The sequence below is a fragment of the Buchnera aphidicola (Cinara strobi) genome, assembly GCF_900560745.1.
GTDB classification, from domain to species: Bacteria; Pseudomonadota; Gammaproteobacteria; order Enterobacterales; family Enterobacteriaceae; genus Buchnera_F; species Buchnera_F aphidicola_AJ.
The window spans coordinates 217,390-240,951 of record NZ_LR025085.1; the positions used below are offsets into that span (position 1 = coordinate 217,390).

Genomic DNA, 23,562 nt, shown 5'->3' on the forward strand with positions numbered 1-23,562 from the left:
AGCTACTGTTGTTTTTTATGAATAAATTTATTAGTAGCGCATTTATCAATAAAATAATAAAAATAATCTTTAATTAAAGAAGAGTTATTGAAAAAAATGTATTTTTATAAAAAATTTTATTGAATATTAGTTTTTATGAATTATATACTATTAACTCAGTTTTAATAATAATTTTCTGAAAAATCAGTTTATTAGATATAATCTATAAAATAACATTTAATTAATTATATAGATTTTGAGGATTTTTAATGAAAGAAAGAATTCAAAAAATATTATCTAATTATGGATTGGGATCACGTCGTAATATTGAAAAAAAAATCTGTCAAGGTTTAATTAAAATTAATAAAAAATTAGTTCAACCTGGAGAACTTTTTTTAAAAAAAGAAATTCAGTGTGTATATGTCGATAAAAAAAAAATACCTTTAAAACAGGATACAATTAAAATTATTTTATATCATAAACCTATTGGAGAAATATGTACTAAAAATGATCCACTGAATAGGACTACTGTTTTTAATAAATTACCTAAATTAATTAATTCTAATTGGATTAGCGTTGGAAGATTAGATATAAATACTTCAGGTTTACTACTATTCACCAATTTTGGTGAACTAGCTTACAGATTAATGCATCCTAGTTATAATATTAAGAGAGAATATCTAGTTCGAGTATTTGGAATAATATCAAAAAAAATGATTTTTACTTTAAAGAAAGGAATTAAAATAAATAATTCCATTTCTAAATTTCATGATATTATTTATATGTATGGAAAAAATAAAAATAAATGGTTTAAAGTATCTTTATTTCAAGGTAAAAACAAAGAGATACGTTTGTTATGGAAATATGTAGGAATTTTAGTTAGCAGACTTATTCGTATTAGTTATGGAATAATAAAATTACCTCAATCTCTTAAAACTGGAAATTTATTAAAGTTAAACTCTCAATATATAAAAAATGTTTTTTATTCAGTTAACTTATACTATAATAAATATATTTACTAAATAATAGATAATTTATAAAACTAATATCAACAAATACCTTTGAACTTAATTTATAAATTACATGTTTAATAAACATCTATTTGTACAAAAATTAATTAAAAAAATAATATCAGAATTTTCCCTCTATCTTTAATAATGAAGATAAATATTATTAATAAATAATATATGTTGATATTAATAAAACAATATACTTATATATTATATATTTAAAAATAATATATTTTAATGTCATACACTAGTTGATAAAAAAATCAGAAACGATTCAGTTATTGTATAACAATACATTTATTAAGATTTTAAGTTAATATCACGTGTTTTTTTTAAAATAAATTTTAAAATGTTAGAGTGTCCAATTAACATTACTTTATTTTCAATATAGTTATGCCCACCTGTAAAATCTGTTATTAAGGCTCCAGATTCTCTTATTTGCAACTCTCCAAAAATAATATATGAGTATTTTATATTAAATCCAATATAAGCACTTATTTTTCCAGAAGATAAGTATGCTAAATCTAGAATTAAACATCCAGTTTGTCTTAAAAATAATTTTTCTTGAAGTATTTTTTTTAAAAATAACATATATAAATATGTTTTTCTTTTATTTTTACCTGTTAAATAAATAGTAATAATTGTATTATGAATATATTGATTATATTCACAACATCTTGTACGAAAACCATTTAATTGAGCCCCTTGACCCTTAATAGCTGTAAATAAATCATTTTTAATAGGATCATAAATAACTGATAAATATGTTTTATTTTTTTCTTGAAATAAAATTGATAAACAAAAATGAGGAATTTTTTGAATAAAATTAATTTTTCCGTTTAATGGATTAATTAACCACTTATTTTTATTAGGATAATTTTTTTTTTTAGAAAAATTATTTATAATAGAATGTTCTGGGTATGATTTGTGTATAATAGAAAATATTGCAATAAAAGTTTTTTTTTGTATTTGATTTAAATAATTTTTAATTTTTTTTTTTTCTAAATTATTAGCTATATTTTTTGAATCATAGTATTGGGTAATAATCTTTCCACCTACTCGAATAGCTCGAATAGCGATATTTAATATAGGATTCATATAATAATGATCTCAGTTAAAATTAGTGTATTTTAAATTTTATTAAGCAGATAAACTAATTATTTCATAATAATATTTATATGTATAAAAATGTTATTATACTCATTTTTAATAAATTTAAAAATTTTATTTCATTTTTATGTAACATAAAAATATCAGATATAAAAATCAGGGAAAATATGTTAAAAAAAAAAAAATCAAAGATTATTAATGAAAAAAAGGTTAATCTATTAGATTTTAATTTAACTCAAATGATTAATTTTATGTTAACTTTAGGAGAAAAAAAATTTAGAGCTATACAAGTTATGAATTGGATTTATAAAAAATATAATACAAAATTTAGTAAAATGAGTAACTTAAGTAATAAGTTAAAGAAAAAGCTAGAAAAAACAGCTAATATTAATTTACCGGAATGTATAAAAAAACAAAAATCTATTGATGGTACAATAAAATGGAATTTTTTATTTGGTTCTGATTTTATTGAAACAATATATATTCCTGAAAAAAAACGAGCAACTTTATGTATCTCTTCTCAAGTTGGTTGCATGCTCAAATGTAGTTTTTGCGCTACTGGTAGTTTAGGATATAAACGAAATTTATTGGTTTCAGAAATTATTGGTCAAATATGGTTTGCTATCAATAAAATACGTGAATATCAATTTAAAAATCCAGCTCTCCCGAAAATAAAAAATATTGTTATGATGGGAATGGGTGAGCCATTATTAAATTTAAAAAATGTTTTAATTGCAGTAGATATTATTTTAAATAGTCATAGTTTTAATTTTTCTAAAAATAAAGTCACTTTATCAACTTCAGGTATTGTTCCGGCAATAAATAAAATTGCAGGTAAAATTGATATTTCGCTAGCTATATCTTTACATGCACCTAATGATATAATACGTAATATGATTATGCCTATCAATAAAATTTATAATATTAATTCACTGCTTTCATCTGTAAAAAATTATTTACTTTACTCTAAAGCCAATAAGAGTATTGTTACAATAGAATATGTAATGTTATTAAATATTAATGATCAATTAAAGCATGCTAAAGAATTAATCAATTTATTAAAAGATATCTCATGTAAAATTAATCTAATTCCATGGAATCCTATTAAAAACTCTTTCTATAAATGCAGTAATTACACTAGAATTATTATTTTTTTTAACTATTTAAAAAGTAATGGTTATACTGTAACTATTAGAAAGAATAGAGGGTCTGACATTGATGCAGCTTGCGGGCAATTGATTGGGAAAATAAAATAAGATGTAATAAAAACAATTAATTTTTAAGGATTTTATTATTTAATAAGTTTTTTAAAATCAAAATAATTAACAAAGATACTAAAAAGGTTTTAAAATTATATGGGTACCGTATATCGATCAATTAGAGGTATGCATGATTTTCTTCCTGTTGAAGCGACTTATTCTCATTCAATAGAAGAATATATAAAAAATATTTTACATCATCATGCATATTTTGAAATTCGTTTTCCAGTTGTTGAAGAAACTGGTTTATTTAAAAAAGCTATTGGAAAAAACACAGATATTATTAATAAAGAGATGTATAATTTTTATGACAAAAAGAAAAAAACAATTTCTTTACGACCAGAAGGAACTGTTAGTTGTATACGTGCATGCATACAAAATAATATGTTTTATCAATCTCAGGTTCAAAAATTATGGTATCATGGACCTATGTTTAGATACGAAAGACCTCAAAAAGGACGTTTTAGACAATTTTATCAATTAGGAGTAGAATACTTTGGTTGCAATGATATAGTAGTAGATTATGAAATTATTATTTTAACAGTAAATATTTTAAAAAATTTAAATTTATTATCTAATGTAAAATTAGAAATTAATTCAATCGGAACTTTAAAAGATAGAAAAAATTTTTCATTAGTTTTAAAAAAATTTTTTCAAAAGCATATAATTCATTTAACAAAACATGAAAAAAACTTATTATCTAGGAACCCTATTCGTATTTTAGATAGTAAAAATCAAAATATTGTTAAGTTATTAAAATTAGCTCCAAAATTAAATAATTATCTCAGTAAATCATCATATACTCGTTTTGAACAATTATGTAATTTATTAAATTCTTCAAAGATAGATTTTATTATAAATCATCAATTAGTTCGAGGATTAGATTATTATAATGATACTGTATTTGAATGGAAATCAAAAGATAATTTAGGATCTAATCATGCAGTTTGTTCCGGAGGTCGTTATGATAATTTAATAGAATATTTAGGAGGAAAAAAAAATTCTGCAATGGGGTTTGCTATTGGAATAGAAAGATTATTAATTATTAAAAAATCAGTTGATACATTTTATTTTAATTATTTAACAATTGATATTAACGTCCTAGTAGTAGAAGTAGCATATTTAATGTTAGCTATTAATGTATCAGAAAAACTACGTCTTACTTGGCCAGATTTAAAAATTAATACTTGTTTACAGGTAGTTAAGAAAAAAAATTATACTAAATTTTCTAAAAATATAAAATCAAAATTTTTACTAGTTTTTAGTTCAAGAGCATTAAATATGAATAAAATTTTAATTAAAAACATGTTTCATAAAGAAACGTATATTCCATTGAATAGAATTTTTCAAAATCCATGTATATTTAAAAAATAATATTCTATAAATACAGAAATAATATTAAATTCATGATTATGAATCACGTAATTATTTTTATAGCATTTTTAATGCTCAAAATTATTAATATTTTGTCAAGGATATAAGTTATATGACATTTCAAATTATGAAAAAAAATGATTTTAAAATATGGAATTTAATTGAAAAAGAAAAAATTAGACAAGAGTCATGTATTAATTTTATTGCTTCAGAAAACTATGCTAGTAATTCAGTATTAGAAGCTCAGGGGTCCTGCTTAACTAATAAATATGCTGAAGGTTATATTTCAAATCGTTTTTATAATGGATGCGAAGTTATCGATGAGATTGAAAAAATAGCCATTCGTAGAGCTAAAAAATTATTTAATGTTAATTATGCTAATGTTCAACCTCATTCGGGTTCTCAAGCTAATTTTGCTGTTTTTCAAGCGCTATTAAAAAATAATGATGTCATATTAGGTATGAATTTAAGTCATGGAGGGCATTTAACTCACGGTTCTCCTATAAATTTTTCAGGAAAAATTTATAAATCATATTCATATGGTTTAAATAAATCTGGTGAAATAGACTATCAAAATTTTAAACACTTAGCATATTTATATCGTCCTAAAGTAATTATTGGTGGATTTTCGGCATACTCGGGTATATGTGACTGGAAATATATGAGAAAAATTGCAGATCAAGTAAATGCTTATTTTTTTGTAGATATCTCGCATGTTGCTGGATTAATTATTGCAGGATTATATCCTAATCCATTAAAATATGCACATGTTGTCAGTACAACAACACATAAAACGTTAGGAGGTCCAAGAGGAGGTTTGATAATTTCTTGCAGTCAAGATAAAAGTTTGTATAAAAAACTTGATTCAGCAGTATTTCCGGGAAGTCAAGGAGGTCCTTTAATGCATGTAATTGCAGCTAAAGCAATTGCTTTTAAAGAAGCATTGAATCCAAAATTTTTATTATTACAAAAAAAAATTTTAAATTTTTCAAAAATTATGGTTGAAATTTTTCTTAAACGCAAATTTTCCGTTATTTCTGGGAAAACAGATAATCATTTATTTTTAATTGATCTATCTCAAAATCAAATTACAGGAAAAAAGGCTAGCAATATACTAGCAAGTGCAAATATTATAGTAAATAAAAATACTATTCCTAATGATCCACAAAAACCATTTATCACATCTGGTATTCGAATTGGAACACCTGCTATTGTAAGACGAAAAATTAAAAAAGATGATGTTATCAAGATAACACATTGGATATGTGATATCTTGAATAATCCAAACGATAAAATTCAAATAAATAATATACGAACAAATATTAAGAAAATATGTAAAAAACATCCAATATATCATCTTTAAAATTTTTTTAAATAATTTATCAAAAATATTAAAAGATTTATGTAAAACATAATTTTTATATATATTTTTATTCTTTAGAAAAATTATATATAAATAATATTATTTTATAATCTATAACATACATTAAATATTTTTTATATTATTAAAATAATAATTTTGTGATTATTTTTATATATTTATTCTAAATATTTTCTTATTTTAAGATATATAAATTTATTCATTAATATTAAATAAAAAATATTGGTTTTATAAAAATTAAATTGCTATTTAATAAATAACTCATATTGAATTATTTAATATAATGAATAATAAATAATATTTACCATAACGATATTGACATTTTTTATAATAAACTTATTTAATTAAAATCCATAAAGGATTTATTCCTAATAATTTTTTTTTTTTTAAAACTAAATAACCATTTTTTAAATTAATATTATATATATTCATAGAATTAGAGATTTCTCCAACTACTATTAATAACTTTCCATTTTTACTAATATAAAAAGAACGGGGCTGTAGAACAGTTTGATAAGTATGTATATAAAATAAAAAACCTGTTTCAATATTAATTGTAAAAAGTGAAATAATATTGTTTGCGCGATCACAAGCATATAAATAAAGTCCGTTTGAATGAATATGAATATCTGAAGACCACGGAGTTTTTTTATAAGGTTTAACAATTAATGAGATAGATTGTAGGAACAATAATTGTGATTTTATATGATTAATTATCCATACATTAATTGTTCCCTCAAACTCATTAATAGAGTATAAAAAATTATTTGATGGATGAAACGAAATATGCCTAGGACCACTATTTTTTTTTGTTTGGATGATGTTTTTTAAAGAAATATTAATTTTTTTTTTAAAATCTAAATTTATATCAAAAATATATATTTTGTCTTCCTTTAAAGCTGAAACAAAAATTAAATTATATTTATAATGCATTTTTATAAAATGACATCCTTTAATATTTTGAAAAAAATAAATATTTTTTTTAATTAATCCAGACTTATTTAACAAATAAATACTAAATCCATTTCCATGAAAAGATGCACAAAGTAATATTTTTTTATTGTGATTTAAAGAAATGTAATTAGATGTGTTAAACATACTAGTTTCTTGTATTTTTTTTAATCTATAATCGGGAAACATTTTATATATAAGGATCTTATGAGGAAAATTTTCTCCAATATATAATAAGCAATTATCTTTACAGTAAGCTAATGGCTGAGGAAATCCATTTGTATCAATAACTTGTTTATTTAGTAACATATTTTTTTTTTTTAAAATCCAATATTCAACTTTTTTTCCTTTAGAACAAGAAATAAAGATATTATTTTTCATATTTCATCCTGTATAAATTACTTTACTTCGAATAAACTATTATAAAAAATTTTTCATTTTATTACTCAAATAATAAGAATCATAGGTGTTAATTGAAGAAATATGAATTACATACTACAAAACATATTTGAATTTAAAAATAAATATAATATTCTATATGAGATTAATTATTTATGATTAATAATAGATTTTATAAACTTTTTTATCCATTTTAGTAAAAATGTATCATTTAAAAATTTTTTATATATATATATTTTATATTTTAATACCTTCCAAACTTTTGGATGTTTAATAATTTTTTTATACAACCAAGAAACATTTAAGACATTATCTTTAAAAAAAGATATACAAACTTTATCTGAATAATATTGAATTTTTTTTATTCCAATTTTTTTTGAAAAAATCTTTATTTGAGCTAATAAAAATAAATTTTTTGTATATCTCGGTAATTGACCAAATAAAAAAAACATTTTATTTTTAATTTTCTTTAATTTTTTGTTTTTTTTTGTACATGCGATTTCTCTATAAAAATTTAGTCGTACATTGATATCTGAAATATAATTTTCTGGTAAAACTGTAGATACGTTTAGTTTGAGTTTAACCTCTCTAATATTATTATTTAACTGATCCATTGAGGTTATATCTTTATTTTCTAACAATCTTTTAATTGCTATATTTAAAAATTTTTTATATAATTCAATTCCTAAAGTATTAATATGTCCACTTTGATTTTTTCCTAGTAATTCACCAACTCCTCTAATTTCTGAGTCATAGGTTGATAAGGTAAACCCAGAACCTAAATTGCTAAATGATTTTATGAGATTTAATCTTTTTTTCGATTTTTCTTTAATTTTTTTTGTATGTGATATTAAAAAAAAAGCATATGCCTGTCGACTAGAACGACCTATTCGTCCACGTAATTGATGTAATTGTGACAGTCCAAATTTATCAGCATTTTCTATAATCATTGTATTAACGTTACTAATATTAATTCCAGTATCTATAATTGTAGTACATACTAAAATATCAAATTTTTTATGGCAAAAATCATACATAATTTTATATAAATCATTTCTATTCATTTTTCCGTGACTGATTTTAATACGAGCTTCTGGTATTAGTTTAGATAAATATTCTTTTTTTTCTTCTATATTCTTTATAGAATTGTAAACATAATATACTTGCCCGTTTCTTTTTAACTCTGATAAAATAACTTTTCTTATAACTTTAGAACAAAAAAAATGAACAAAAGTTTTTATTTTTAAGCGCTTTTTAGGAGGGGTTGATATAATTGATATATCACGTATTCCTAAATAAGACATATTAAGAGTTCTTGGAATTGGTGTAGCAGTTAATGTTAAAATATCAATATTAAGATATAATTCTTTAATTTTTTCTTTGTGACGTACTCCAAAACGATGTTCTTCGTCAATAATCAGTAATCCTAAATTATTCCATACCAAATGTTTTGATAAAATTTTATGAGTTCCAATTAAAATATGTATTAATCCATTTTTTATTTTTTTTTGAATAGATAATTCATGTTTTTTTTTCGTAAAACGTGAATATATATCAATATTATAAATATATTTAGAAAATCGATTTTTAAAAGTTTCATGGTGTTGTTGAGCTAAAATTGTTGTTGGAACAAGAACTGCAACTTGTTTATTGTTATTTAAAGCAATAAATACAGCTCTCATTGCTACTTCTGTTTTTCCAAAACCAACATCACCACATAATAAACGATCCATAGGAATAGAACTTTTCATATCTATTATAATTTCTTGAATAGATTTTTTTTGATCATCTGTCAATTTATATGAACAATTTTTACAAAAATTTTTATATTTTAAAGAATCTTTTTTAAAAGAAAAACCTTTTTGTAAAGATCGATGAGAATTGATATCAATTAATTGAACTGCTAAATCACACATATTTTTTTTTATTTTTTGACATTCCTTTAACCATTTTTTATTTCCTAAAGTATCTAAAGAAATTTTAGAAATTTTTATACGATTATATATACTAATTAAATGGAGTGAAGTAACTGGAACATATAACTTTGCTTTATTAGCATATTGGATAACAAAATAATCTGCAATTATGTTATTTTTTTTTAATGAATTTAACCCAATATATTTTCCAATTCCATATTGAACATGAACAACTAATTGATTTTTTTTAAATATTTTTTTTTTTTTCGAAAAAGTGCTTGTATTTTATTTTTTTCAATATATTTTATTATTTTTTTTTTCATTGAATGTATATTTTCCAGATATAGTAAAAATAAAGAAATAATAATAATTATTTTTATTAAATTATACGTAATTAACTTACTATTTTATTAAATAAAAATTAAAAATTCCATATAGTATATTTATATTTTTAATTTAAATTTTATATAGATAAAATTCTGTTAATATCATTAATAACTATTTTTAAAAATTGAAATAATATTTATAATAATTTTTTAAAAATTCTTATCTTTTGAAAATATACATATTAAATGTTATAAAAATTTTAAATAATTATAATCTCTGTTATATTATTGATAATATTTAACATTAAAATATTAATTTATAATGTATACATAAATAAATAAAAATATTATTTTTTAAAAATTTTTACATTTTATTTAAAAAAATAATTAGAGTATAGTTATCAAAAATTATTTTAATTTAAGTAATTATTTACTGAATTTTATTAGATGATAAATATATTGTTTACGCATATTTTTATGTATCTTAAAAATATTTTATTTAAAGAGATTAAATTTTATAATTTTTATTATATAAATTATTATACTTTTATTATATCATGATATAAAATATTAAAATAAAAACTCAGTATCAAGATAATAATTTTTATTAATCTTTAAATTAAGTAATAATCGTAACTTAATAAAAAACTGTTTTAAATATATACTATATAAATATATATTTTACATTTATGGATAATTTTTAATATGACAATTAAAATCGCTATCAATGGTTTTGGACGTATTGGAAGAATGGTTTTTAGAATAGCTCAAAACAGACCGAATATAGAAGTAGTAGCCATTAATGATTTATCAAGCGCAAAATATATTGCTTATATGTTAAAATATGATTCTACTCATGGTATATTTTCTGGATCTATTAAAGATAATGGTAATATATTAACTGTTAATAAAAAAACCGTTTATATTTTTTCAGAAAAAAATCCTAAAAAAATAGATTGGAAATCACTTAATATTGATGTTGTGATTGAATCTACTGGAATATTTTTAACAACTGATTTAGCTCTTTCACACATAGAATCTGGAGCTAATAAGGTTATATTAACTGGCCCTCCAAAAGATAATACTCCTATGTTTGTAAGAGGAGTTAATTTTAGTAAATATAATAATCAAAAAATAGTTTCTAATGCATCTTGTACAACCAATTGTTTAGCCCCGTTAGCAAAAATCTTAAATGATGAATTTGAGATTATTGAAGGATTAATGACTACTGTACATGCAACTACTGCTACACAAAAAACTGTAGATGGGGTTTCTTTAAAAGATTGGAGAGGAGGAAGAAGCGCATTACAAAATATAATTCCAGCTTCTACTGGGGCAGCTCAAGCAGTAGGAAAAATTTTACCTGAATTAAATAATAAAATTACAGGTATTGCATTTAGAGTTCCAGTTGCAAATGTTTCAGTAGTAGATTTTACTGTAAGATTAAATAAAAAAATCAACTATCAAGATTTGTGTTCAGTAATAAAATTAGCTTCTAAAACATATATGAAAGATGTAATCGGTTATACAAATGAAGAATTAGTTTCTAATGATTTTAACGGATCTCATTTAACATCTATATTTGATGAAAAAGCTGGTTTATCATTAAACAAAAATTTTATGAAATTAGTATTATGGTATGATAATGAAGTAGGTTACTCTAATAAAGTATTAGATTTAGCTGAATGGATTACATCAAAATAATTTAAGATTCATTACTATTTATTCTTTAAATTAACTAATTTTGACAGTATTAAAAATAGTTCTTTTTGATACTGTCACGTATACATAAAAAAATATAATTACAGGTAAAAAGATTTAATAAAATAAATAAATTTGTATTAAATAAATTTAAAAATATACTAGATATAGCCTATTAGGCTGGTTAGTAAAACTAATAAGTTATACAGCTGGTAATTTTAAGTAATTAATTTCAGAGTTAACTAATTGGATCCATTTCTTTACTCGTTTATTAGTTAATCTTGATTGATTATCTTCATCAATTGGTAATCCAAAAAAATGGCTTTTATTTTTTTGAGCTTTAGAACATTCAAAAAAATAATCTATTACCGGCCAACTACCAACGAATTGTACATTTTTTTTTTTTAAAAAATGATACATTATACCAATAGAATCACAAAAATATTCTGAGTATTCTTCTTGATCCCCACATCCAAATAAAGCAACTATTTTTTTGTTTAAGTTTATTTTTTCTAATATAGGAAGCGAGTCTTCCCAATCACACTGGAGTTCACCATAATACCATGTAGATATCCCGAAAAATAAAATATTAAATTCTTCTATTTTACTTAATGGAGCATTAGAAATATCAAATATTTCTGATTGGTTTTTTCCTAGTTCATGATGTATTTCATAAGCAATTTTTTCAGTATTTCCAGTATCACTACCATAAAAAATGCCAATTTTTTTCATTTTTAACCTTTTTTAAGTTAAGTATATCAAGTTATAGGTTTAAATAATTATAATATTCATATTTGAATGTTGTTTACTATTTAAGAGTATAGCAACTCAGAATATTTAAAAAAATAAATTTTGAATAATTTATTTTTTTAAATGATCTGTCAATAATGATTAATATATCCATAAAATAGATGTAGAAATACTACAAAAAGTATTTTGTTTATACTATACATATAGTATGTTATATTATGTTTTAAAAAAAATATTTTTAATTATATATTTTAATGACATATTAATAACTTTACTTAAATGTTATAAAATATATATTAAAAACATATTTTTATTTAAATAAGAAAACATTCTTATATTAAAGAATATTTTTTTTACAAAAATATTATTTTTTTATTTTATTTAAAAATCACTGCTTAATAAGCATGTTTTATTTGAATCACCTTAATAACTAATATCTTCATTATGAATATTGAACTTTCTGATATTTTTTTAATAAATTAAAGATAATAATTTACTTAATTAAATTTGTAATATAAATAAGAATTCTATATATATAACAATATTATTTGTAGTTATTATAAAACTAATAAATATAAAATATTACTATATTTTCTCATATGTTAATTTTTTTAAAAGTTCTAATAATCATTAGAACAAAAATATAAAAATAATATTTTAACTTAAATTTAGTATGTAACAATATTATAAATTAAAAAAAATCAATTTCTTCAAAATAAAATTTTAAAAATATTTTTATTTAAAATAGATATCAGTGAATTAAAAAAATAGATAGAATTATTTTATTCTGTTCTATTACTATAGAAACATTTAATAAATATTTTTACTTTGATTATACATATATAATTAAAATTGTTAATACATATCAAAATATGTATATAAATTAATAATTATACAACATTTAGAATTTTTTGTTGTTACATTCTATTTACATCTAAAATTTTAAAAAACTATAAAATTACTAATTAATTTAAAAAAAATACATTATATCTCAGCCTAAAATAGATAAAAAGAGTTTTTATGTCAACTTTTTATTGAAATTAAGAAAATTTATTGTATTTATTATTTAATAAATTTTAATTTAAATTATATTTAAATTAAAAACGATAAAATTTATCGTATTTACTAATAGGGCTAAACAATATTTATGAATAATTTTTTTCTCGAAAAACTAGTTAATGATAAACTAAATAGCAAAAAATATGTGAAAGACTTTTCACCAAATGGTCTTCAGGTAGAAGGAAAATCGGAAATAAAAAAAATTATTACTGGTGTAACAGCTTGTCAAAAATTATTAAATCAAGCAATTAAATATAATGCAGATGCTATTATTGTTCATCACGGGTATTTTTGGAAAAATCAAGATCAAAAAATTTTAGGAATGTATAAAAAGCGATTAAAAACACTATTATCTCATGATATAAATCTCTATAGTTGGCATTTACCGTTAGATATAAATTCTGAATTTGGAAATAATGTTCAACTAGGAAAATTATTAAATATTTCTATTCAAGGAAAAATATCACAATACGTTTTATTTGGTCAATTTAATCGATTTCATACTGCCGAATCATTAAAAAATATTATAGAAAAGAAATTAAAAAGAAAACCTTTTCATTATGGACAAACAGGTCCTAAATATATTAAAAATATTGCATGGTGTACCGGAAAAGGGCAAAATTTTTTTAACCAAGCAATAACTTCAAATATTGATGCTTATTTAACAGGCGAAGTATCAGAAGAAACAATACACATAGCTGAAGAAAATAATATTCATTTTTTCTCTTTAGGTCATCATGCAACAGAAAAATCAGGAATTAAAAAATTAGGACAATGGTTATATCAGAAAGATAATAGTTTAATTATAACTTTTATTGATATACATAACCCTATTTAATCATCATATAAACAATACACAATCATTCTTTTTATTACATATAATATTAGTAAAAAAAATATGAAAAAAAATAATAAAAAAAAATCAATCTCTGATTATGGATGGTTATATGTAAATAATCGATTATTCTTAGAAAATTTTTATCAAAAGTTTTTGCTTAATCCTAAAAAATTAAATATATATTGGAGAAATATATTTTCTGATATATCGAATACTATCGATTCTAAAAATAATGGAACTTGCAATAAAATCATCCAAAAAAATCAAAATGATATAAGTAGTAATATTTTTTCAAAAAAAACATCATATATCCATGATCAAGTTTGTTTACAAGAACGATTTTTTAATTTAATAAACGCTTATCGTTTTTTTGGACATCAAATATCTAAACTAAATCCGTTACAGTATAAAAAAAAAAATAAAATTCCTGAGTTGTCTAAATATTTTTATAATATACAAAAAGAACAATTAAATCGACTAATTAATTTTGATTTGTTATTTTTTAAAAAAAATTCTAATTCTTTTAAAGAAGTATATTTATTTTTTAAAAAAAAGTATTGTAGTAACATTGGGTTTGAATATATGCATATTAATAATTTAAAGGAAAGAAAGTGGTTACAAGATTATATAGAAAATAATAATTTAGAAAATTTTTTATTATCACATGAAAAAAAAGAATTATTAAAAAATTTAATTAAATCTACTATATTTGAAAAATTTATTCATACTAAATTTCCAGGAAGTAAAAGATTTTCTCTAGAAGGTTGTGATGCTCTTATTCCAGCATTAAAAACTATAATAAAATTTAGTTTTACAAAAAAAATTAAAAAAATATTTTTAGGAATGGCTCATCGCGGACGATTAAATGTCATGCATAATATATTAAATTATAATGTATTAAAAATGTTTCAAGATTCGTTTCAAAAATATAAAGAATTTAATGGAACTGGAGATGTTAAATATCATATAGGATTAAAAAAAAAAATTCAAATAAAAGAAAAATCAATCGAAATTAATTTATTAGACAACCCGTCTCATTTAGAAATTATTACCCCTGTAGTTATTGGGTGCTGTAAATTTTTTATAGAAAAAAAATATAACTTCAATAATATATTACCAATTATTATACATGGAGATGCAGCTTTTTCTGGGCAAGGAGTAATACAGGAAACCCTTAATATGTCGCAAGTTCCAGGATATAATGTTGGTGGAAGTATACATATTATCATAAATAACCAAATCGCTTTTACAACTTCTAAAAAAAAATATTTAAGAAGTAGCGCATATTGTACAGATATTGCTAAAATGATTGATTCGCCGATATTTCATGTAAATGCCGATCATCCTGAGTCAGTGATTTTTGTAGTTTTATTAGCCTTAAAATTTCGATTCTTATTTAATAAAGATGTTTTTATAGATCTTATTGGTTATCGACGATTAGGACATAATGAAGCAGATGATCCTTACATCACGCAACCATATATGTATCATTTAATTAAAAACCATGAACGTGTATGTAGCTTATATGCAAAAAAAATAATTAAAAAAGAAAATAACAACGAGAATTTGTATAATCATTTATGTCATCATTTTAAAAAAAAATTATACATTCAGCTAAAATCATCACCAATGATTCAAAAAAAATTAAAAATTTTAAAAAAAAAATATGTATTATCAGAACAATTATTACCTAAAAGAATTTGTTCTAAAACTTTAAAAAGTATAGCTAGTCAATTATTTACGCTTCCAAAAAATTTTGTAATGCATCAACAAGTAAAAAAAACTTTTTATAATCGTACTCAAATGGCCGTAAATAAAATGAAGCTGGATTGGGGAGCTATAGAAAATTTAGCATATGCTACACTCATGTATTACGGGATTACATGTAGATTAACTGGAGAGGATGTTGGTAGAGGAACATTTTCTCATAGACACGCAACTATTATATGTCAAAAAAATAATACAATATATATTCCATTAAAAAATTTATCTAAATTTCCAGGATCATTTTATATTTGGGACTCAGTTTTATCCGAAGAATCTGTTTTAGGGTTTGAATATGGGTATTCTATGGTTTCAAATAAATTATTAAATGTATGGGAAGCTCAATTTGGTGATTTTTCTAATGGCGCGCAGATTATTATTGATCAATTTTTAGTATCTAGTTTTCAAAAATGGGGTTATTCTTCTCCATTAGTGATCTTACTTCCTCACGGTTATGAAGGTCAAGGACCGGAGCATTCTTCAGGAAGATTAGAGCGTTATTTACAACTATGCGCTCAAAAAAATATTAGAATTTGCATACCAACTACAGTTTCTCAAATGTATCATATACTATTAAATCAAGGATGGTCCTATTCTAGAAAACCTCTTATTATTTTTACACCAAAATCTCTTCTTAGAAATCCATTAACATTTGTTTCTATTAAAAAATTATCAGATGAAAAATTTCATAAAATATTATTTATAATTCCAGAAAATAAAGTAAATTTAATAAATCGTGTTATTTTTTGTTCCGGGAAAATATATTATGAATTATTAAATTTTTATAAAAAAAACAAAATTATGGATACTATAATAATCCGTATCGAACAATTATATCCTTTTCCGTTTGTAAAAATAAATAATATTTTAATCAAATACCCTAGTTTAAAAAATTTTGTATGGTGTCAGGAAGAACCTATGAATCAGGGTAGCTGGACATATATTTATTTTTATTTTAAAAAATATATATTTATAAAAAATAATATAAAATTATTACGATATGTTGGTCGATCTAAATTATCTTCTACTGCAGAAGGAAACTTTAGAGATCATCAAATAAATCAAAAAAAAATTATAAAAAAGGCATTCTTTGTTTATAAATAATTTATTAAAAAGCAGAAAATATGAAAAAAAACATTAAAATTATAGCTCCGAGTTTACCTGAATCTATTAATAATGCAATAATACTAAAATGGCATAAAAAAATAGGAGATGTTGTTAAAGAAGATGAATTAATCATTGAAATTGAAACTGATAAAATTATATTAGAAGTTGCATCCCCTGCAAGTGGAATTTTATACTCACAAATGTTATTAACAGGAGAAAAAATAAAATCAAAAACTATCTTAGGTTATATAAAGCAAAAAAAAAATGAGAATATTACAAAATATATTTCTAACATATCTCATAAGAAATATAATTCTACATATTTTTTTACTCCAAAAATGAGAAGATTAATATCAAACTATAAAATAAATAAATTAAATATAAAAGGAGTAAGAATGAATGGTAAAATTACTAAAGATAATTTTATCATTACAAATGAAGAAAATAAAAAAAAAAGAAAACAAGAAAACATATTATTTCAAGAATCAATCAATTCAAAAGAAAAAAAAAATATACGTAATATTCAAAGAATTACAATGAGTCCTTTAAGAAAAAAAATATCTGAAAGGTTATTATCAACTATTCAAAATACTGCAATGTTAACGACATTTAATGAAGTTAATATGCAACAAATTATTTTAATTAAAAAAAATTATCAAGATATTTTTAAAAATACACATAAATCACGATTAGGTTATATGTCTTTTTATATTAAAGCTGTTACTCAGGCATTAAAAAAATTTCCTGAATTAAATGCATCTATTGAAGGTACTGATATTTTATATCATAATTATTATGATATCAATATCGCTGTATCTACACCAAGAGGATTAATAACTCCTATTTTAAAAAACACTGATTGCTTATCTATGTTAGAAATTGAAAAAAAAATTCAATATTTTTCTAACCTAGGTCAATCTGGAAAACTAAAATTAGAAGATTTAGAATCTGGAACTTTTACAATTACTAATGGTGGTGTATTTGGATCATTAATGTCAACACCTATTATTAATCCTCCTCAAGTAGCAATTTTAGGAATGCATAATATCATCAATAGACCTGTAGTTATAGATAATGAAATCTTAATAAAACCAATGATGTATTTAGCATTATCTTATGACCATCAATTAATTGATGGTAAACAGGCTATACAATTTTTAAAATGTGTTAAAGAAAACATAGAAGATATTTCTAGAATTCTATTAGATTTATAATAATAAGATAGTAAAAAACTGATATATGTAAATATGTACTTAAAAAAAATATTTTATTTATTAAAATATATATATTCAGTACCAGGAGATAATTATAAAAAAACAATATTAATTAATTAATATTATTATCATATTAATAATTAATTAAATAAAAATAATCATTTTAATCAATGACTTTTACTTTTAGTAACTACATATGCTTGTGCTTATAAACATCAATAAAATTTAGATAATAATATTTATTTTCTATAAAGAAAATATATTAAGCAACATATACAATTATTTTTTTATTAAAAAATTTTGGATATAATTATGAAAAACAAAAAAATAGTATTAATGCGACATGGAGAAAGTCAATGGAATCAATTAAACCAATTCACTGGATGGAAAGACGTTGAGTTATCTGAAAAAGGAAAAAAAGAAGCGTTATATGCAGCTAAATTATTAAAGAAAAACAATTTTTTTTTTGATATAGCTTATACATCGGTTTTGAGAAGAGCTATTCATACCTTATGGATACTTTTAGATCAATTAGACCAAATGTGGATACCAACACATAAATCATGGAAATTAAATGAACGTAATTATGGTGCACTAGAAGGTTTAAACAAAGAAACAACAGTAAAAAAATATGGTTCAGAAAAAGTATTACTATGGAGAAGAAGTTTTTTAATATCCCCACCTAATATGGATAATGTTAGCCATTTAAATTTAAAAAATGAAAGAAAATATAAAGAAATAGAAAAAACGAAAATACCCGCTAGTGAAAATTTGGAAATGACATTAAAACGAGTAGTCTCTTATTGGAATTCTTCCATTGTTCCTCAAATAAAACAAAATAAGTCAGTTATTATTGTCGCTCATGGTAATTCATTACGGGGGTTAATGAAATATTTAGGTAATATTAATAATAAAGATATTATGAATTTAGATATTGCTACTGGATCTCCACTAATATATGAATTTTCTAATGAAATGAAGCCATTAAAATATTATTATTTATAAAAACATGTTTATTAAAACATAAACAGGTATTAAAAATATTCTATAAATTATATTTTAAATATTTTTAAGATTACATTATATTTAAATATATAAATGTATATAAATAAAATTATTTTTTATATATTCTCAATATTCGTATTTTAATTAAATTTCATTAAACATAAAATGATCTTACGACATAAAATATATATAAAATATTAAGGTTATGCAATTATAATGATTAAAAAAATAGGAGTTTTAACAAGCGGTGGTGACGCTCCGGGGATGAATGCAATTATTCGGTCTATTGTATACACTGCTTTAAATAATAATCTAGAGATATTAGGTATATGTAATGGTTTTTTAGGATTATATCAAAATGATATGATACCTTTAGGTTATCATAATGTTGTTCATTTAATTAATAAAGGTGGAACATTTTTAGGTTCTTCTAGATTTTCAGAATTTAAGTTAGAGAGAACCCGATTAACTGCTATAGAAAATATTCTTAAGAGAGGAATTGATTTTTTAATTATAATTGGTGGAGATGGCTCATATATGGGAGCTAAATTTTTAACAGATATGGGTGTTCCTTGTATAGGAATCCCCGGAACTATAGATAATGATGTTTCAGGGACTGATTATACAGTTGGTTTTTTTACAGCATTAGAAACGGTAGTAGCTGCTATTGATAAATTAAGAGACACTTCTGTTTCTCATAATAGAATTTCTATTGTAGAAATTATGGGTCGTCATTGCGGAGATTTAACATTATCAGCCTCTATTGCTGGGGGATGTGAATTTACAGTTATTCCAGAAATTATTTATAAAAAAGAATTATTATTACTAGAAATAAAGAAAAGTATAAAGAAGGGGAACAACCATTCAATTATTGCGATTACTGAACATGTATGCGATGTATCTAAGTTAGCTAAATATATTCAAAAAAAAACTAATCAAGAAACACGTGCTACAATACTTGGGCATATTCAACGAGGAGGAGTTCCAGTTGCATTTGATAGAATTCTAGCATCTCGAATGGGAGAATACGCAGTTAAGTTATTATTAAAAGGATATCAAGGGATATGTGTAGGGATAATTAATGAAAAAATGGTTCATCATAATATTAATTATGCATTAAAATATATGAAAAAGTCTTTCAAAAAAGAATGGTTATATGTTTTACAAAAATTATCATAATATAGATATTTAAAATATAAAACCAGCTATAAAATTTGTTATAAGTGCCGGTAGTCCGGCGCTTATATTTCATTTTATAAAAAGAAACCTAATAATTATTATAAAAATATTTTTAACAATTTAATTATAACTATTTTTATATAAGAACAGAAGATATATTTCAATACAATAAAAATTGAATATGTTAAGTATTTATTATTTCAATAATTTTAGTAAATTCTTTGATCTTCAAGGAAGCGCCTCCTATTAAAAGACCATCAATATCTTTTTGATATATAAATTCTTTTGCATTTTTTTTATTAATAGAACCTCCATATTGCATAAAAAGATTTTTAATTTTATGATCTGATTTTTTTATTATATAATTACGTATAAAATGAATTATTGATTGTACTGACTTAGGATTAGCAGCGCGTCCAGATCCAATAGCCCATAAAGGCTCATAAGCAATAATGGAGTTATCAAAGATATTTGTTTTATAAGGATTCATATTAAATATTGTATCTATTTGCTGAATACACACTTCTTTAGTTTTATTTTCTTCTTTTTCTTTTATAGTGTCACCAATACACAAAATTGGAATTAAATTTTGTTCTTTTAGAATACAAAATTTTTTCGCAATCATTGCATTAGTTTCATTATGATAAAAACGTCTTTCTGAGTGACCAATAATAACATATTTTATTTTTATATCTTTTATCATTAAAGAAGAAATTTCTCCTGTAAAAGAACCACTTAAATGACAATCAATATTCTGAGCTCCTAAAAAAAAATTTTTTTTATCTAAAGGTATACAATTTTGAATAATGTTAGCATATAAAATTGGTGGAGCAATAATAGTAGTGCAATTATTAGAATATGATTCTAAGAATAGATTTAATGGTTTAAAGAAATTTCTAATTAATTTTGTATTTCCATTTAACTTCCAATTTCCTATAATAATAGGTTTTATCATTTCAAAAGTACCTATGTAAGCAATTATTGGAGTATATGATATACTCAAATAATTGCTGAATTATAAAAAAGATTTACGCAAGCAATATAATTATATAATAGAATAACATAAATTCTTCTAGATATTTTTAAATATATTATTTGTTCGATCCCGTAATTGTTTTCCAGGTTTAAAATGAGGAACATATTTTCCCTTTAAATTAACCTTTTCGCCTGTTTTTGGATTCCTTCCAACTCTAGCAAACCGATAATGTAAAGAAAAACTACCAAACCCTCTAATTTCAATTCTATTACCTTTTTCTAAAGATAAAGACATATATTCTAAAATATTTTTTACTGCATATTCAATAATTTTGGCAGGAATATGAGTGTTTTTTTCAGTTATTCTGTTAAATAATTCTGATTTTTTCATAAACCCTCTAATAAAAATATTATAAAATATTTTATATTTTAGTAATTTCTAATTTTTAGCATCTTCAAAAGCTTGTACCATAATATTATCTATTGAATCTGAATTTATTATTTTTTTTTTTAAAAACTGATTTTTTATATTTTTTGCATGAATTTCTTCTGTTATTGTCAAATAGACTAGCCTATTTTTTTTATCAACTCCTGAAATTTGTGCAAATAAATCTTTACCAACTTCTATATCAGATAGATATATTTTTCGATAGTTTTCTGGAATATCTATAAATTTTAAACATCCTTGAACTCCTTCTTTTATATTTAATAATATAGATTTTTCTTCAATACATTGAATAGTTCCAGAAATAATAGTATTTTTTTTATTTTTTAATATATATTGATGAAGTGGATCTTCCTGTAGTTGTTTAATACCTAAAGAAATTCTCTCTCTTTCAGGATCAACCTGTAAAACAACCGCAATAATATCATCACCTTTTTTATATTTTTTAACAGCTAGATCTCCTGGAACAAACCACGACAAATCAGATAAATGAACTAAACCATCTATCCCGCCCTCTAGTCCTAAAAAAATCCCAAAATCAGTTACAGATTTTATTTTCCCTTCTACTTGTGAACCTCTATTATATTTTTCGGAAAATTTTGTCCATGGGTTAATTTGGCATTGTTTTATCCCTAGGGAAATTCGTCTTCTTGATTCATCAATATTTAAAATAGAAACACTTATTTTATCTCCAGATACAACTACTTTAGACGGATGAATATTTTTATTAGTCCAATCCATTTCTGAAACATGCACTAACCCTTCAACTCCATCTTCTATTGCTACAAAACAACCATAATCTGTTAAGTTTGTAACGAAACCAGAATGTCGACTTCCTTCAGGATAACGTTTTGATAAATTAATCCATGGATCCTTTGTTAGTTGCTTTAAACCTAATGATACTCTTGTTTTTTCTGCATCAAATTTTAATATTGTCACTTGAACATCATCACCAATTTTTACTATTTCGCTTGGATGTTTTACGCGTTTCCACGCCATATCAGTTATATGTAATAATCCATCTACACCACCTAAATCAATAAAAGCACCATAGTCTGTTAAATTCTTTACTGTTCCCTGAATAATACTTCCTTCATGCAAATTCTTTAAAAGCTGATCACGTTCTGCACTATTTTCAGATTCAATGACGGCTTTACGAGAAACAACGACATTATTTCTTTTTTGATCTAATTTAATAACCTTAAATTCTAATTCTTTTCCTTCAAGATACAATGTATCTCGAATAGGTCGGATGTCTACTAAAGATCCAGGTAAAAAAGCTCTTATTTCATTTAATTCTACAGTAAAACCTCCCTTTACTTTTCCGTTAATAATACCTACTACATTACAGGATTTTTTGTAAGCTATTTCTAATTTCATCCATGATTCATGACGTTTTGCTTTTTCACGGGATAAAATAGTTTCACCAAAACCATCCTCCATAGAATCTAAAGAAACATCTACAACATCTCCTATTTTTACTTCAATTTTTCCTTTAGAATTTTTAAATTGTTCTATTGGAATAGAAGATTCGGATTTTAATCCTGCATCTACCAAAACTACTTCATTATTTATGGATATAACTGTACCTTTAATTATAGATCCGGGTCGTGTCTCTATTTTTTTTAATGATTCTTTAAATAATTCTGCAAAAGATGTAGTCATATGAAATAATCTATTAGTATTAGATTATCAGTATTTAAATCAATTGAATTTTAAAATTAATTAAATACAAATAATGCGGTCAATAAAAACCATTTATATTTTAAAATGGTGTTAGGTATAAAAGTATAAAATTAAAAATAGGTATCTTTTATTAC

Annotated in this window: 17 protein-coding genes; 10 read left to right on the forward strand and 7 right to left on the reverse strand. The window is 22.3% G+C overall.

Annotation, left to right across the window (positions count from 1 at the left end; genetic code table 11):
- Positions 1–248 precede the first annotated feature (248 nt).
- On the forward strand, positions 249–1,001 hold the full coding sequence (locus EAO23_RS00925) for a pseudouridine synthase (RefSeq protein WP_158349066.1): 753 nt from the start codon (positions 249–251) through the stop codon (positions 999–1,001).
- A 288-nt stretch (positions 1,002–1,289) separates the two neighbouring features.
- Here EAO23_RS00925 and EAO23_RS00930 read toward each other — a convergent pair whose 3' ends face one another.
- On the reverse strand, positions 1,290–2,087 hold the full coding sequence (locus tag EAO23_RS00930) for an inositol monophosphatase family protein (RefSeq protein ID WP_158349067.1): 798 nt from the start codon (positions 2,085–2,087) through the stop codon (positions 1,290–1,292).
- Between the two features lie 179 nt (positions 2,088–2,266).
- Between EAO23_RS00930 and rlmN the strand changes: the two genes are divergently transcribed.
- From rlmN to glyA, 3 genes are all read left to right on the forward strand, one after another.
- Entirely contained in the window at positions 2,267–3,355 is a 1,089-nt protein-coding gene (gene rlmN / locus EAO23_RS00935) for a 23S rRNA (adenine(2503)-C(2))-methyltransferase RlmN (protein WP_158349068.1), read from the forward strand.
- Between the two features lie 99 nt (positions 3,356–3,454).
- Entirely contained in the window at positions 3,455–4,732 is a 1,278-nt protein-coding gene (gene hisS, locus EAO23_RS00940; RefSeq protein WP_158349069.1) for a histidine--tRNA ligase, read from the forward strand.
- Between the two features lie 112 nt (positions 4,733–4,844).
- Positions 4,845–6,095 carry a serine hydroxymethyltransferase gene (glyA, locus tag EAO23_RS00945; protein WP_158349070.1) on the forward strand — a complete coding sequence of 417 codons (1,251 nt, stop codon included), beginning with the start codon at positions 4,845–4,847 and terminating at the stop codon, positions 6,093–6,095.
- A 354-nt stretch (positions 6,096–6,449) separates the two neighbouring features.
- Here glyA and EAO23_RS00950 read toward each other — a convergent pair whose 3' ends face one another.
- Both EAO23_RS00950 and mfd read right to left on the reverse strand, forming a co-directional pair.
- A complete protein-coding gene (locus tag EAO23_RS00950; protein WP_158349071.1) occupies positions 6,450–7,445 on the reverse strand; it encodes a beta-propeller fold lactonase family protein in 996 nt (331 codons plus the stop codon).
- A gap of 167 nt (positions 7,446–7,612) precedes the next feature.
- Positions 7,613–9,634, reverse strand: coding sequence for a transcription-repair coupling factor (gene mfd, locus EAO23_RS00955; protein WP_158349072.1), 2,022 nt, complete (start codon positions 9,632–9,634; stop codon positions 7,613–7,615).
- Between the two features lie 776 nt (positions 9,635–10,410).
- Here mfd and gap point away from each other — a divergent pair.
- Entirely contained in the window at positions 10,411–11,409 is a 999-nt protein-coding gene (gene gap, locus EAO23_RS00960) for a type I glyceraldehyde-3-phosphate dehydrogenase (protein ID WP_158349073.1), read from the forward strand.
- A 198-nt stretch (positions 11,410–11,607) separates the two neighbouring features.
- Here gap and fldA read toward each other — a convergent pair whose 3' ends face one another.
- A complete protein-coding gene (fldA, locus tag EAO23_RS00965) occupies positions 11,608–12,138 on the reverse strand; it encodes a flavodoxin FldA (protein WP_158349074.1) in 531 nt (176 codons plus the stop codon).
- A 1,165-nt stretch (positions 12,139–13,303) separates the two neighbouring features.
- On the opposite strand from fldA, the gene EAO23_RS00970 reads away from it, so the two are divergent.
- From EAO23_RS00970 to pfkA, 5 genes are all read left to right on the forward strand, one after another.
- Positions 13,304–14,053: a Nif3-like dinuclear metal center hexameric protein gene (locus EAO23_RS00970; RefSeq protein ID WP_158349075.1), complete on the forward strand. Its 750-nt coding sequence runs from the start codon at positions 13,304–13,306 to the stop codon at positions 14,051–14,053.
- Between the two features lie 60 nt (positions 14,054–14,113).
- Positions 14,114–16,921 carry a 2-oxoglutarate dehydrogenase E1 component gene (locus tag EAO23_RS00975; RefSeq protein WP_158349076.1) on the forward strand — a complete coding sequence of 936 codons (2,808 nt, stop codon included), beginning with the start codon at positions 14,114–14,116 and terminating at the stop codon, positions 16,919–16,921.
- 20 nt (positions 16,922–16,941) lie between these two features.
- A complete protein-coding gene (sucB, locus tag EAO23_RS00980) occupies positions 16,942–18,138 on the forward strand; it encodes a dihydrolipoyllysine-residue succinyltransferase (RefSeq protein ID WP_158349077.1) in 1,197 nt (398 codons plus the stop codon).
- Between the two features lie 312 nt (positions 18,139–18,450).
- Positions 18,451–19,143, forward strand: coding sequence for a 2,3-diphosphoglycerate-dependent phosphoglycerate mutase (gene gpmA, locus EAO23_RS00985; protein WP_158349078.1), 693 nt, complete (start codon positions 18,451–18,453; stop codon positions 19,141–19,143).
- Between the two features lie 216 nt (positions 19,144–19,359).
- Complete coding sequence (gene pfkA, locus EAO23_RS00990) at positions 19,360–20,322, forward strand: 6-phosphofructokinase (protein WP_158349079.1); 963 nt, start codon at positions 19,360–19,362, stop codon at positions 20,320–20,322.
- A 184-nt stretch (positions 20,323–20,506) separates the two neighbouring features.
- Here pfkA and tpiA read toward each other — a convergent pair whose 3' ends face one another.
- From tpiA to rpsA, 3 genes are all read right to left on the reverse strand, one after another.
- A complete protein-coding gene (tpiA, locus tag EAO23_RS00995) occupies positions 20,507–21,277 on the reverse strand; it encodes a triose-phosphate isomerase (RefSeq protein WP_158349080.1) in 771 nt (256 codons plus the stop codon).
- Positions 21,278–21,394: 117 nt separating this feature from the next.
- Entirely contained in the window at positions 21,395–21,700 is a 306-nt protein-coding gene (ihfB, locus tag EAO23_RS01000; protein ID WP_269460656.1) for an integration host factor subunit beta, read from the reverse strand.
- 36 nt (positions 21,701–21,736) lie between these two features.
- Positions 21,737–23,407, reverse strand: a complete 1,671-nt coding sequence (gene rpsA, locus EAO23_RS01005; RefSeq protein WP_158349082.1) for a 30S ribosomal protein S1 — start codon at positions 23,405–23,407, stop codon at positions 21,737–21,739.
- Positions 23,408–23,562 lie beyond the last annotated feature (155 nt).

What these genes read in the sequence shown, in the direction of transcription:
- EAO23_RS00925 (WP_158349066.1), top strand. Translation starts at nt 249, where the DNA reads ATGAAAGAAAGAATTCAAAAAATATTATCTAATTATGGATTGGGATCA.
- EAO23_RS00930 (WP_158349067.1), bottom strand. Translation starts at nt 2,087, where the DNA reads ATGAATCCTATATTAAATATCGCTATTCGAGCTATTCGAGTAGGTGGA.
- rlmN (WP_158349068.1), top strand. Translation starts at nt 2,267, where the DNA reads ATGTTAAAAAAAAAAAAATCAAAGATTATTAATGAAAAAAAGGTTAAT.
- hisS (WP_158349069.1), top strand. Translation starts at nt 3,455, where the DNA reads ATGGGTACCGTATATCGATCAATTAGAGGTATGCATGATTTTCTTCCT.
- glyA (WP_158349070.1), top strand. Translation starts at nt 4,845, where the DNA reads ATGACATTTCAAATTATGAAAAAAAATGATTTTAAAATATGGAATTTA.
- EAO23_RS00950 (WP_158349071.1), bottom strand. Translation starts at nt 7,445, where the DNA reads ATGAAAAATAATATCTTTATTTCTTGTTCTAAAGGAAAAAAAGTTGAA.
- gap (WP_158349073.1), top strand. Translation starts at nt 10,411, where the DNA reads ATGACAATTAAAATCGCTATCAATGGTTTTGGACGTATTGGAAGAATG.
- fldA (WP_158349074.1), bottom strand. Translation starts at nt 12,138, where the DNA reads ATGAAAAAAATTGGCATTTTTTATGGTAGTGATACTGGAAATACTGAA.
- EAO23_RS00970 (WP_158349075.1), top strand. Translation starts at nt 13,304, where the DNA reads ATGAATAATTTTTTTCTCGAAAAACTAGTTAATGATAAACTAAATAGC.
- EAO23_RS00975 (WP_158349076.1), top strand. Translation starts at nt 14,114, where the DNA reads ATGAAAAAAAATAATAAAAAAAAATCAATCTCTGATTATGGATGGTTA.
- sucB (WP_158349077.1), top strand. Translation starts at nt 16,942, where the DNA reads ATGAAAAAAAACATTAAAATTATAGCTCCGAGTTTACCTGAATCTATT.
- gpmA (WP_158349078.1), top strand. Translation starts at nt 18,451, where the DNA reads ATGAAAAACAAAAAAATAGTATTAATGCGACATGGAGAAAGTCAATGG.
- pfkA (WP_158349079.1), top strand. Translation starts at nt 19,360, where the DNA reads ATGATTAAAAAAATAGGAGTTTTAACAAGCGGTGGTGACGCTCCGGGG.
- tpiA (WP_158349080.1), bottom strand. Translation starts at nt 21,277, where the DNA reads ATGATAAAACCTATTATTATAGGAAATTGGAAGTTAAATGGAAATACA.
- rpsA (WP_158349082.1), bottom strand. Translation starts at nt 23,407, where the DNA reads ATGACTACATCTTTTGCAGAATTATTTAAAGAATCATTAAAAAAAATA.